Source organism: Angustibacter aerolatus, assembly GCF_054776675.1.
Genome location: NZ_BAAHBM010000040.1, coordinates 18,582 through 30,932, shown reverse-complemented (window position 1 = coordinate 30,932; position 12,351 = coordinate 18,582). Strand labels below are relative to the sequence as shown.

Annotated in this window: 10 protein-coding genes; 2 read left to right on the top strand and 8 right to left on the bottom strand. The window is 74.7% G+C overall.

Annotation, left to right across the window (positions count from 1 at the left end; all coding sequences use genetic code 11):
- Window positions 1-195 precede the first annotated feature (195 nt).
- The 7 genes from ACYVI6_RS10925 to ACYVI6_RS10895 form a co-directional block, all read right to left on the bottom strand.
- On the bottom strand, window positions 196-1,143 hold the full coding sequence (locus tag ACYVI6_RS10925; RefSeq protein ID WP_460446398.1) for an electron transfer flavoprotein subunit alpha/FixB family protein: 948 nt from the start codon (window positions 1,141-1,143) through the stop codon (window positions 196-198).
- 22 nt (window positions 1,144-1,165) lie between these two features.
- Window positions 1,166-1,948 (bottom strand): electron transfer flavoprotein subunit beta/FixA family protein, encoded by a 783-nt coding sequence (locus tag ACYVI6_RS10920; protein ID WP_460446397.1) that lies wholly within the window; start codon window positions 1,946-1,948, stop codon window positions 1,166-1,168.
- 212 nt (window positions 1,949-2,160) lie between these two features.
- Entirely contained in the window at window positions 2,161-2,874 is a 714-nt protein-coding gene (locus ACYVI6_RS10915; RefSeq protein ID WP_460446396.1) for a 3-keto-5-aminohexanoate cleavage protein, read from the bottom strand.
- Between the two features lie 4 nt (window positions 2,875-2,878).
- Entirely contained in the window at window positions 2,879-3,658 is a 780-nt protein-coding gene (locus tag ACYVI6_RS10910; RefSeq protein WP_460446395.1) for an enoyl-CoA hydratase/isomerase family protein, read from the bottom strand.
- Between the two features lie 87 nt (window positions 3,659-3,745).
- Complete coding sequence (locus ACYVI6_RS10905) at window positions 3,746-4,222, bottom strand: hypothetical protein (RefSeq protein ID WP_460446394.1); 477 nt, start codon at window positions 4,220-4,222, stop codon at window positions 3,746-3,748.
- A 43-nt stretch (window positions 4,223-4,265) separates the two neighbouring features.
- Window positions 4,266-4,706 carry a nitroreductase family deazaflavin-dependent oxidoreductase gene (locus tag ACYVI6_RS10900; protein ID WP_460446393.1) on the bottom strand — a complete coding sequence of 147 codons (441 nt, stop codon included), beginning with the start codon at window positions 4,704-4,706 and terminating at the stop codon, window positions 4,266-4,268.
- 10 nt (window positions 4,707-4,716) lie between these two features.
- Window positions 4,717-5,220 carry an SRPBCC family protein gene (locus ACYVI6_RS10895; protein ID WP_460446392.1) on the bottom strand — a complete coding sequence of 168 codons (504 nt, stop codon included), beginning with the start codon at window positions 5,218-5,220 and terminating at the stop codon, window positions 4,717-4,719.
- A 77-nt stretch (window positions 5,221-5,297) separates the two neighbouring features.
- On the opposite strand from ACYVI6_RS10895, the gene glgX reads away from it, so the two are divergent.
- Window positions 5,298-7,439: a glycogen debranching protein GlgX gene (gene glgX / locus ACYVI6_RS10890; RefSeq protein WP_460446391.1), complete on the top strand. Its 2,142-nt coding sequence runs from the start codon at window positions 5,298-5,300 to the stop codon at window positions 7,437-7,439.
- A 162-nt stretch (window positions 7,440-7,601) separates the two neighbouring features.
- Here glgX and glgP read toward each other — a convergent pair whose 3' ends face one another.
- Window positions 7,602-10,187 carry an alpha-glucan family phosphorylase gene (gene glgP, locus ACYVI6_RS10885; RefSeq protein WP_460446390.1) on the bottom strand — a complete coding sequence of 862 codons (2,586 nt, stop codon included), beginning with the start codon at window positions 10,185-10,187 and terminating at the stop codon, window positions 7,602-7,604.
- 168 nt (window positions 10,188-10,355) lie between these two features.
- Here glgP and ACYVI6_RS10880 point away from each other — a divergent pair, with 168 nt between their 5' ends.
- Window positions 10,356-12,350 (top strand): alpha-1,4-glucan--maltose-1-phosphate maltosyltransferase, encoded by a 1,995-nt coding sequence (locus ACYVI6_RS10880; protein WP_460446389.1) that lies wholly within the window; start codon window positions 10,356-10,358, stop codon window positions 12,348-12,350.
- The last annotated feature ends 1 nt before the right edge of the window (window position 12,351 follow it).

Genomic DNA, 12,351 nt, shown 5'->3' with positions numbered 1-12,351 from the left:
GCCGCGCCCGCCGTCCGCCAGACCCGCCGCGCCGGTCACCGACCGGCCGCCGCACCCGACCTGGCGGTGCGGCTCGGCGCGACCGGGCTGCTCGTCGGCGCCGCGGCGGCGCTGGCCGTGCGCCTGCTGGCGTAGGTCCCCCGGACGCGACGGGGCCCGGTCGACCGACGTCGACCGGGCCCCGTGCGCACGGACCTACCCCTTGGCCTGCTGGATCCCCTCGGTGGCCTTGGGCAGCACGCTGAACAGGTCGCCGACGACGCCGAAGTCGACCAGCTCGAAGATCGGCGCCTCCTCGTCCTTGTTCACCGCGACGATGGTCTTCGAGGTCTGCATGCCGGCGCGGTGCTGGATCGCCCCGCTGATCCCGTTGGCGACGTAGAGCTGCGGCGACACCGTCTTGCCGGTCTGGCCGACCTGGTTGGCGTGCGGGTACCACCCGGCGTCGACGGCGGCGCGCGAGGCACCGACCGCTGCGCCGAGCGCGTCCGCGAACGCCTCGACCGCGGCGAAGTCGCCGTTCGTGCCGCGCCCGCCGCTGACGACGATCGCCGCCTCGGTGAGGTCGGGCCGGCCGGTGCTGGCGCGCGGGGTGCGCTCGGTGACCCGGGCGGTCTTCGCGGCGTCGCTGATCACCGGCTCGAACACCTCGTCGGCGGCGGCGCCGGGCGCCTCCTGCGGCGTCGCGGAGTTGGGCTTCACGGTGATCACCGGCGTGCCGGTGGTGACCTTCGACCGCACCGCGTACGAGCCGGCGAACACCGACTGCGTGGTGGTGAGGTCGGGGTCGACGGCGACCGCGTCGGTGATCAGGCCCGACCCGGTCTTGATCGCGAGCCGGGCCGCGACCTCCTTGGTCTCGGCGTTGCTCGGCAGCAGCACGGCCGCCGGCGACGTGCGCTCGACGAGCTGCGCCAGTGCCTCGGCGACCGGCGCGACGAGGTAGTCGGTGACGTCGGGCGTCTCGACGCGGTAGACCTTCGCAGCGCCGTAGCGGGCGAGGGTGTCGCGGGCCGCGTCGAACCCGCCGCCGACGAACACGGCCGAGGGCTCGCCGATGGTCGCCGCGATGGTCAGCAGCTCGGTGGTGGTCTTGCGGACGGCGCCGTCGACGTGGTCGACGAGGACCAGGACCTCGGTCATCTCGGTGCTCTCCCTCTCGAGGTCAGACGAACTTGTGGGTGACGAGGTACTCGGCCAGCCGTGCGCCGCCCTCGCCGTCGTCGGTCACGACCTGGCCCTGCTCGCGCGGCGGTCGCGGGGTGATCTGCTCGACCCGGGTCCACGCGGCGTCCAGCCCGACGTCGGCGGCGTCGACCCCGAGGTCGGCCAGCGACCAGGTCTCGACCGGCTTCTTCTTGGCCGCCATGATCCCCTTGAACGAGGGGTAGCGCGGCTCGTTGATCTGGTCGGTGACGCTCACCACCGCGGGCAGCGAGGCGCTGATCCGCTGCGACTCGGCGTCGCCGTCGCGGCGGATCGACACGGTGCCGCCGTCGACCGTCAGCTCGCTGGCGTACGTGACCTGCGGCAGCCCGAGGCGCTCGGCGAGCATGGCCGGCACGACGCTCATCGAGCCGTCGGTCGAGGCCATGCCGGTCAGCACCAGGTCGACGCCGCCGACCTTCTCGACCGCCCTGGCCAGCACCAGCGAGGTGCCGACGGAGTCCGACCCGGCGATGGCGTCGTCGAGCACGTGCACGCCCGAGTGGGCACCCATCTGCAGCGACTTCTTCACGGCGTCGGCGGCCCCGGCCGGACCCATGGTCAGCGCGACCACCTCGCCCTCGCCCGCCTCGACGAGCGTGAGGGCGGCCTCGAGGGCGTACTCGTCCAGCTCGGACAGCCGGCCGTCGACCCCCTCGCGGTCGGTGGTGGCGTCGGCGTCCCGGAACCGGCGGTCCGCCTGGGCGTCCGGCACGTACTTCACGCACACGACGATCTTCATGGTCGGGTCTCGACCTCCTGCGATGTCGGGCCGGCCTGCACGGCCGGGAGTGGACTCCTGCGTCCGCTCGGGACGCCCAGCGTGCCAGTCCCGGTGGGGGACGTCGGCACCGACCGGGGCGCACCGTCGCGGACGCTCACGTTACCCGCCGGTAACGTGGCGGTCGACCCACCTCGGCGGCGGTGACCGGGTGAGGTCGCCCACACGGCCGCCTACGGCTGCAGCGACCGCGCCGCCGCGACCAGCGCCGCGTTCGGGTGGACGTCGGGCAGCGGTGCGCCGTCCGGCAGGTGGTCGGCGTCCTCCAGCCCGATCCGGGTGGCGAGCCCGCGCGCCACGGCGAGCCGAAGCACCGGCCAGGCGCTCGCACCCGCGCCGTGCAGCAGCACCGGCGTGCCGGCCGGCAGCTGGCGCAGCACCGCGTCGGCCGCGGCCTCCGGGTCGCTCACCGCGCCGCCGTCGGTCAGCTCGCCGAGCTCGACGAGCGCCCGCCGGCAGCGCCCGGCGTCGGCCCAGCCGGCCCAGTCGCGCGCGGCCTCCGGCGTCCAGAGCCCGGCCTCGACGCCGACGCCGCGGTGCAGCAGCAGCTCGGCGAGCGCGGCGGCACCCGGTTCGTGCCAGTTCACCGACGCGACGTCGGGCAGCACCTGCCAGCCCCGCACCGCCTCCAGCCGGTCGTGCGACGAGGCGCCCTCGGGCAGCGCCCACGCCCCGGTCGTCACCCCGACCTCGGTGCCCGGCACCGCGGTGCGCACCGCCCGCACGCACGCGTCGACGTGCGCAGGCGCCAGCGAGTCGGCGCCGTCCGGACCCTTGGGGTGCAGGTGCACCGACACCGCCCCGGCGGCCACGGCGGCGGCCGCCTCGTCGGCGAGCTCGTCGGACGTCAGCGTGACGCGCGGGCCGTTCAGGCAGGCCTGCAGCACGCGCTCAGCGGCCCTCGAACTCGGCCTTGCCCGGGCCGCGCTCGACGAACGACGCCATGCCGATCTCGCGGTCGCGGGTGGCGAAGAGCGCGGCGAACTGCGCCCGCTCGATCTCGAGCCCGGTGGCGAGGTCGACCTCGAGGCCGCGGTCGACGGCCTCCTTGGCGGCCCGCAGCGCGTACGCCGGGCCACCGACGTAGCGCTCGACGCGGCGGCGGGCCGCGGCGAGCACGTCGCCCGGCGCGACCACCTCGTCGACCAGGCCGATGGCGAGCGCCTCGGAGGCGTCGACGAACCGCCCGCTGAAGATCAGGTCCTTGGCCCGCGCCGGGCCGATCAACCGCGGCAGCCGCTGCGTGCCGCCGGCGCCGGGGATGATGCCGAGCAGGATCTCCGGCTGGCCGACCTTGGCGTCGTCGCCGCAGACCCGGAAGTCGCAGCACAGCGCCAGCTCGAGCCCGCCGCCGAGGGCGTAGCCGGTGATCGCGGCCACCGTCGGCTTGGGGATCGCCGCGACGGCCGACAGGGACGCCTGCAGGGGGCCGGACCGGTCGACCATGTCGGTGTAGGTCAGCTGCTGCATCTGCTTGATGTCGGCGCCGGCCGCGAAGACCTTCTCGCCGCCATAGACCACCACCGCCGCGACGTCCCGCCGCTCGCCGGCCTCGACCGCCGCCTGGCGGATCTCGTCCTGCACCTGCGCGTTCAAGGCGTTCATCGGCGGCCGGTCGAGCCGGATGGTGCCGATGCCGCCGTCGACCTCGAGCCGGACCAGCTCACCCACGACGTGCCTCCTCGCTGCGTCGGAGCCGGACGACCGCCGGCCAGGAGGCGGACCCTACCGGCGCCGGACCACGGGTACGGGGCGGGGTCAGGCCTGCGACCCGGGGCCCTCGGCCAGCTCGCGCAGCGTCTCCTGCCACACCGTCACGGCCGTGGGCACCAGCTCGAACGACGCCTCGACGAGGGTGCTCAAGGGGGTGCCGGGGGTGACCAGGTGCTCCGCCGAGGCGACCAGCACGTCGCCCGCGAGCACCACCTTGCCGACGGACAACCGCGCAGCCACCGCGTTGCAGGCCCGCAGCCGCAGCAGCTCGTCGGCCTCGTCGACCGGGCCGGCGCCGTCGGCGTCGCCGATGCGCCACTGGCCGAACACGCGCAGCAGCGACACGTCGCCCTCGACGCAGCGCAGGAACAGCTGGTGCCCCTGCACCTTGACGGCCACGTCGCCGTCGTCGTCGATGCTGGGCCGGAACCCCTCGTCGAGCAGGACGTCGAGCACCCGGCCGCGCAGCGGGTGCTGACCGCCGGGCGGCGGGAAGTCGGGCACGGAGGTGGGGTCGGTCATGCGCCCCACGGTAGTCGGCGGCCGCGGCGCGGTGGCCGGGCGGTCAGTGCTCGGTGGGCTCGAGCACGAACACCGGGATCTCGCGCTCGGTCTTCGCCTGGTACTCGTCGTAGGGCGGGTAGGCCTCGACGGCCCGCCGCCACCACTCGGCCTTCTCCTCGCCCTGCACCTCGCGAGCCGTGTAGTCGCGGCGCACCGCGCCGTCCTGCAGCTCGACGCGGGGGTCGGCGACCAGGTTGAAGTACCAGACCGGGTGCTTGGGGGCGCCGCCGAGCGAGGCGACGACGGCGTAGCGACCGTCGTGCTCGACCCGCATCAGCGGCGTCTTGCGCAGCTTGCCGCTGCGCGCGCCGATCGACGTCAGCAGCACGATCGGGCGACCGGCGAGCACGCCGCCCTCGGCACCGTCGGTCGCCTCGAAGCGCTCGGCCTGCTCGCGGGCCCAGTCGCTCGTGCTCGGCTCGTACTCACCCTGCAGCGGCATGACGAGGACGCTACGCCGCGGCCCGCGGCGCGCCGCCGGCGGGCGCCACGAACCGGCGCTGCACCTCGGCGTTGCGGTCGCGCAGCAGGGCGCGCAGCGTGCGGCGCACGAACACGACGTCGGCGACCCGGCCCAGCGGGCCGAGCGGGCTGGTCCAGGTCATGTGGTCGCGGGCGAGCGTGCCGCCGCGGCTGGCCTCGAGCACGTGCTCGTGCCGGAACGATGCGAAGGCGCCCGAGACCATCTCGTCGGTGAACACCGCGCCGGCCGGCGTGTGCTCGAGCCGCACGATCTCGCTGGTGTGGTGCACCGGCACCAGCCCCACCAGCCGCACCGCCCAGGTGACCCGCTCCCCCAGCGCGATCTCGCCCGACGTGCGCCAGCCGGGTCCGCGGTCGAGCGTGCGCACCCGCCAGCGCGCCCCCGCCGCCAGCTCGACGTCGAGGTCGAGGCTGACCCGCAGCACCTCGTCGACGGGCGCGGGCAGCCACTGGCGGTCGGTCAGCTCGGGCACGGACGCATCCTCGCCGGTCGGGCGACACGGCGCCCGCCGGGCCCGCGGTGGCGCGAACCGTGCGGCACGATGCGTGCGTGCCCCCGGACGTGCCACGGCCTCCCGAGCTGCCCCCGCCGCTGGGCGTGCACCTGCGCGCGGACGGCGACGGCGCCGACGTGGCCGTGTACGCCGGGCACGCCGACGCCGTGCAGCTGTGCCTGTTCGACGGGCCCGGCAGCGGCGAGCAGACCGCCGTGGTCGAGCTCACCGAGCACCTGCACGGGGTGCACTTCGCCCACGTGCCCGGCGTCCGGGAGGGACAGCGGTACGGCCTGCGGGTGCACGGCCCCTGGGAACCGTCCGCCGGGCACCGGCACAACCCGGCCAAGCTGCTGCTCGACCCGTACGCCCGCGCCGTCGAGGGCCAGGTGCGGTGGACGCCGGAGGTGTTCGGCCACGCCGTCGGCCCGCAGCTGAGCGGCGACCCCGACGTGCGCGACGACCGCGACTCGGCCGGCTCGGTGCCCCGCGGTGTCGTCGTCGGCGACGGCTTCGACTGGGAGGGCGACGTCGCGCCCGCCGTCCCGTGGTCGAGCACCGTGCTCTACGAGGCGCACGTGCGCGGGCTCACCCAGCTGCTGCCCGGCGTGCCGCCGCACCTGCGGGGCACCTACGCCGGCACCGCCCACCCGGTGGTCGTCGAGCACCTGCAGCGGCTCGGCGTCACGACGGTCGAGCTGCTGCCGGTGCACGCGATGGTGTCGGAGCCGGCCCTGGTGCAGCGCGGCCTGACGAACTACTGGGGCTACAACACGCTGGGGTTCTTCGCGACCGAGCCCGGGTACGCCGCCGCGCCCGACCCCGTCGGCGCCGTCCGCGAGGTCAAGGGCATGGTGAAGCTGCTGCACCGCGCCGGCCTCGAGGTGGTGCTCGACGTCGTCTACAACCACACCGCCGAGCAGGGCCGCGACGGCGCCACCCTGTCGTGGCGCGGGCTCGACAACGCCTCCTACTACCGGCTCGACTCCTACGGCCGCGACGTCGACGTCACCGGCTGCGGCAACACCCTCGACTTCCGGCACCCGCGAGTCGTGCAGCTGGCGCTCGACTCGCTGCGCTACTGGGTCGAGGAGTGCCACGTCGACGGCTTCCGGTTCGACCTGGCCACGGCGCTGGCGCGCGGGCGCGACGACGGCTACGACCCCGACCACCCGTTCCTCGTGGCGCTGCGCTGCGACCCGGTGCTGTCGCGGGTCAAGCTGATCGCCGAGCCGTGGGACGTCGGGCCGCACGGCTGGCGAACCGGGCAGTTCCCGCCGCCGTTCGCCGAGTGGAACGACCGCTACCGCGACACCGGCCGCAGCTTCTGGCTGGCCGACGCCGCGCGCGAGCTGCGGGGCGAGACCGGCCACGGGGTGCGCGAGCTGGCCACCCGGCTCAGCGGCTCGCAGGACCTGTTCGGGCACCTCGACCGCAGCCCGCTCGCGTCGGTGAACTACCTCGCCTCGCACGACGGCTACACCCTCGCCGACACCGTGCAGTACGAGCAGAAGCACAACCTGGGCAACGGCGAGAACAACCGGGACGGGCACGGCGACAACCGGTCGTGGCACCACGGCGTCGAGGGGCCCACCGACGACCCCGACGTGCTGGCCGCCCGCCGTCGCTCGCTGCGCAACCTGCTCGGCACGCTGCTGGTCTCGACCGGCGTGCCGATGCTCGCGGCCGGCGACGAGCTCGGTCGCACCCAGCGCGGCAACAACAACGCCTACTGCCGCGACGACGAGGTGTCGTGGCTGCACTGGGACCTCGCCCCCTGGCAGGACGACCTGCTGGCCACGACGCGGTTCCTCACCAGGCTGCGGCGCGAGCAGCCGGCGCTGCGCCAGCGGGCGTTCTTCGGCAGCCGGCCGCCGCAGGACGACGGCACGGTCGACCTCGCGTGGTTCGGCACCGACGGCGCGCAGATGACGCACGACGCGTGGCACGACCCGTCGACCCGCACCCTGCAGGTGCTGTTCGGCGGCGCGCCGGTCGACGCCGACCCCGTGCTGGTCGTGCTGGCCGGCCGCGGTGACGACACCGTGGTGACGCTGCCGCCGCCGCCCTGGGGCAGCGGCTACCGCCTGGTCTGGGACTCGGCCGACGAGGTGCCGGCTGCCGCCCCCGCCGAGCCCGTGCGCGGCGCCGTCACCGTGACGGCGCGCTCGATGCGCGTCTACCTCGTCGACCGCTGACCGGCCGCGCGCCCTCGGCCCTGGCCGCCCCCGGGCCGCGCCCCGCCCGGCCGCGCCACGACCGGCCGCGCCACGACCGGCCCCGCCACGACCGGCCGCAGACGGCGCAGGCCCCCGCCGTCCGCTCGGTGCGGACGACGGGGGCCTGCGGCCGCTCGTGGGTCAGGCGTTCGTGACGAGCCCCAGCTCGGCCTGGCTGACCAGCCCGGTGTGCTTCGGTAGCACCCGCACGGTGTAGCCGAAGGACCCGGTGCGGGCCAGCCGCAGGTCGCCCTCGAACCGGTGCCGGCCGCCCTCGTACGCCTCGGCGTGCGCGAGCGCGACCGTGCTGCTGTCGGCGATCTCGTCGGCGTAGGTGGCGCGGCCGTGGACGACCTGCACCTCGACGTCCTCCGGTCGCAGACCGCCGAGCGACACGAACGCCCGCACCGACAGCACGTCGCCGACCTGCGGCGAGTCGCTGACGCCGGTCGACTCGACGTGGTCGACGCGCACGCCCTCCCAGCTGCCGCGCACCTGCGCCTTCCACGACGCGAGGTCGCGGGCGGCCGCGTAGCCGTCCTGCGCCAGCGCCCGGGCGCTGCGGCTCGCCGGGGTGTACAGCTGCTCGACGTAGTCGGTGACCTGGCGGGTGGCCAGCACCTTCGGCCCGAGGGTCGACAGCGTGTGCCCGACCATCTCGAGCCAGCGGCCGGGCAGCCCGGTCTCCTCGTCGCGGGCGTAGAACCGCGGCGCGACCTGTCCCTCGATGAGGTCGTAGAGCGCGGCCGCCTCGAGGTCGTCGCGGTGGTCGGCGTCCTCGACCTCGTCGGCCGTCGGGATCGCCCAGCCGTTCTCGCCGTCGAACCACTCGTCCCACCACCCGTCGAGGATCGACAGGTTCAGGCCGCCGTTCAGCGCGGCCTTCATGCCGGACGTGCCGCACGCCTCGAACGGGCGCAGCGGGTTGTTCAGCCAGACGTCGCAACCGGGGTACAGGTACTGCGCCATCGCGATGTCGTAGTTCGGCAGGAACACGATGCGGTGGCGCACGCCGGCGTCGTCGGCGAACCGCACCATCTGCTGGATGAGCGACTTGCCCTTGTCGTCGGCCGGGTGCGACTTGCCGGCGATGACGATCTGCACCGGCCGCTCGGGGTCGAGCAGCAGGGCGCGCAGCCGGTCGGGGTCGCGCAGCATCAGGGTCAGCCGCTTGTACGTCGGCACCCGCCGGGCGAACCCGATGGTCAGCACGTCGGGGTCGAGCACCTTGTCGACCCAGCCCAGCTCGGCCGAGCTCGCGCCGCGGCGGCGCCACGACGCGCGCACCCGACGGCGAGCCTCCACGACGAGCTGCTCGCGCATCTCGCGCCGCGCCGCCCACACGCGGTCGGCGGGGATGCGGCCCACGGCGTCCCACGCCCGCGGGTCGTCGGCGAGCTCGCCGCCGCCGTGCTCGCGCACGAGCTCGAGCAGCCGCCGGTCGACCCACGTGGGGGCGTGGACGCCGTTGGTGATCGAGCTGATCGGCACCTCGGGGTCGTCGAAGCCCGGCCACAGCACGTCGAACATGCCGCGGCTGACCACGCCGTGCAGCTGCGAGACGCCGTTCGCCCGACCGCCGAGGCGCAGCCCCATGACGGCCATGTTAAAGACGCCGGCCTCGCCGCCGGGGTAGTCCTCGACGCCCAGCCGCAGCACCTGCTCGACCGGCACGCCGGGCAGCGCGTTGCCGCCCCCGAAGGCGTTCTGGATCTGGTCGGTGCCGAAGCGGTCGATGCCGGCGGGCACCGGGGTGTGGGTGGTGAAGACGGTGCCGGCGCGGACGGCCTCGAGCGCCTCCTCGAAGGTCATGCCCTGCCCGGTGACGAGCTCGCTGATCCGCTCGAGCCCGAGGAAGCCGGCGTGGCCCTCGTTGCAGTGGTAGACGTCGGGCTGCGGCGCACCGGACAGCCGCGACCACAGGCGCAGCGCCCGGACGCCGCCGATGCCCAGCAGCATCTCCTGCTGGAGGCGGTGCTCGCCCGACCCGCCGTAGAGCCGGTCGGTGACGCCGCGGATCGCGTCGTCGTTGGCCTCGACGTCGGAGTCGAGCAGCAGCAGCGGCACCCGGCCGACCTGCGCGCGCCACACGTGGGCCACGAGCCGGCGGCCGCCGGGCAGGTCGACGGTGACCTCGGCCGGCGTGCCGTCCTCCTCGCGCAGCAGCGCGAGCGGCAGCCCGTCGGGGTCGAGGACGGGGTAGGTCTCCTGCTGCCAGCCCTCGCGGGTCAGCGACTGCTTGAAGTAGCCGGTCTTGTAGAACAGGCCGACGCCGACGACGGGCACGCCGAGGTCGGACGAGGCCTTGAGGTGGTCGCCGGCGAGGATGCCGAGGCCACCGGAGTACTGCGGCAGCACGGCCGTGATGCCGAACTCGGCGGAGAAGTAGGCGATGGACGCGGGGACGCCGGCCTCGCCCGCGGCCTCGGCGTGCTGCTGGTACCAGCGCGGCTGCTCGAGGTACGCGCGCAGGTCGGCGGCGGCGGCGTCGACCCGGGCCACGAAGGCGGGGTCGGCGGCCAGCGCGTCGAGCTGGTCGGTGGTCACGTCGCCCAGCAGGGCCACGGGGTCGCGGCGGACCTGCTCCCACCGTCGGGGGTCGACGGCGGCGAACAGGTCGCGCGTGGGCGCGTGCCAGGACCAGCGCAGGTTGCTGGCCAGCTCCCCGAGCGCGGCGATGGGGGCCGGCAGGACGGTGCGGACGCTGAATCGGCGGATGGCTCTCACAGGCGACGACCCTAGGCGACCGCGGGGCCCCTCGGCACCCGTCTGCACGTCCGGGCTCGGCGCGTCGCCCGTCGTCCCGACCTGTGGACACCGGGCTGTGGACGGAGGGCGCGGGCCGCACGGGGCGACCCCTCCGGGTGCGCGCGCCCTGCAGGTGTCGGTAGCGTCATGGCGGTGATCGGACGCATCCCCGTGCTCGACGTGACCCCCGCCGTCGACGCCGGCCGCTGGCCCGCCCGGGCCGTCGTCGGCGAGGCCGTGCCCGTGCGCGCCACCGTCTTCCGCGAGGGCCACGACGCGGTCGCCGCCACGGTGGTGACCATCGCGCCCGGCGGGGGCGAGCGCCACCGGGTGCGCATGGACCTGCTCGAGCCCGGCCTCGACCTGTTCGGTGCCGACGTCGTGCTCGACGAGCTCGGTCGCTGGCGGTTCCGGGTCGAGGGCTGGTCCGACCCCTACGGCACCTGGGAGCACGACGCGGTGCTGAAGGTGGCGGCCGACGTCGACACCGAGCTGATGCTCGAGGAGGGCGCGCAGCTGCTCGAGCGCGCCGCCGGCGCCCGCGACCGGAGCACCGCGCACGCCCAGGTGCTGCGCGACGCCGCCACCGGCCTGCGCGACACCTCGCGCCCGGCGCAGGCCCGGCTCGCCGCCGGCACCTCCGCCGCCGTGCACGCCGGTCTCGACGAGCTGCCGGTGCGCGAGATGGTGAGCCGCTCGGCCGAGCTGCAGATCGAGGTGCAGCGCCCGCTGGCGCTGACCGGCGCCTGGTACGAGTTCTTCCCGCGGTCGGAGGGCGCCGTCGTCGACCCGGTGACCGGCGAGGCGCGCACCGGCACGCTGCGCACCGCGGCGGAGCGGCTCGATGGCATCGCGGCGATGGGCTTCGACGTCGCGTACCTCACGCCCATCCACCCGATCGGCACCTCGAACCGCAAGGGCCGCAACAACACGCTGCACACCGAGCCGGGCGACCCCGGCTCGCCCTACGCCATCGGCTCCCCCGACGGCGGCCACGACGCCATCGACCCCTCGCTGGGCACGTTCGAGGACTTCGACGCCTTCGTCGCCCGGGCCCGCGAGGTCGGCCTCGAGGTGGCGCTCGACCTGGCGCTGCAGTGCTCCCCCGACCACCCGTGGGTGAGCGCGCACCCCGAGTGGTTCACCACGCGGGCCGACGGCTCGATCGCCTACGCCGAGAACCCGCCGAAGAAGTACCAGGACATCTACCCGCTGAACTTCGACAACGACCCGGACGGCATCAGCCGCGAGGTGCTGCGCGTCGTCCTGACCTGGGTGCAGCACGGCGTCACGCTGTTCCGTGTCGACAACCCGCACACCAAGCCGGTCCGCTTCTGGGAGTGGCTGATCGCGCAGGTCAACGAGCGGCACCCCGAGGTGATCTTCCTCGCCGAGGCGTTCACCAAGCCGGCGATGATGCACACGCTCGGCAAGGTCGGTTTCCACCAGTCGTACACGTACTTCGCCTGGCGCAACGACAAGGAGGGGCTCACCGAGTACCTCACCGAGCTGTCGGGCCGGGCGGCCGACTACATGCGCCCCAGCTTCTGGCCGACCACGCACGACATCCTCACGCCGTACATGCAGTACGGCGGGCGGCCCGCGTTCGAGCTGCGCGCGGTGCTCGCAGCCACCATGTCGCCGACGTACGGGATCTACGCCGGGTACGAGCTGGTCGAGAACGTGGCCCGGCCGGGCGCCGAGGAGCAGGTCGACAACGAGAAGTACGAGTTCAAGCCGCGCGACTGGGCGGGCGCGGAGGCCGCGGGCACCAGCCTGGCGCCGCTGCTCACCCGGCTGAACCAGGTGCGGCGCGCGCACCCGGCCCTGCAGCGGCTGCGCAACATCCGCTTCCACGCGACCGACAGCGACCAGGTGATCGCCTACAGCAAGCGGCTCACCGCGGCGCAGTCACCGACCGGTCACGACGACACGGTGATCGTCGTGGTGAACCTCGACCCGCACGGCGTGCGGGAGACGATGGTGCACCTCGACATGCCGGCGCTGGGCATGGACTGGCAGGACGGCTTCGTCGCGCACGACCTGCTGAGCGACCAGACCTGGCACTGGGGTGAGCACGTCTTCGTGCGCCTCGACCCGCACGTCAACCCCGCGCACGTCGTGCACGTGAGAGGAATCTGAG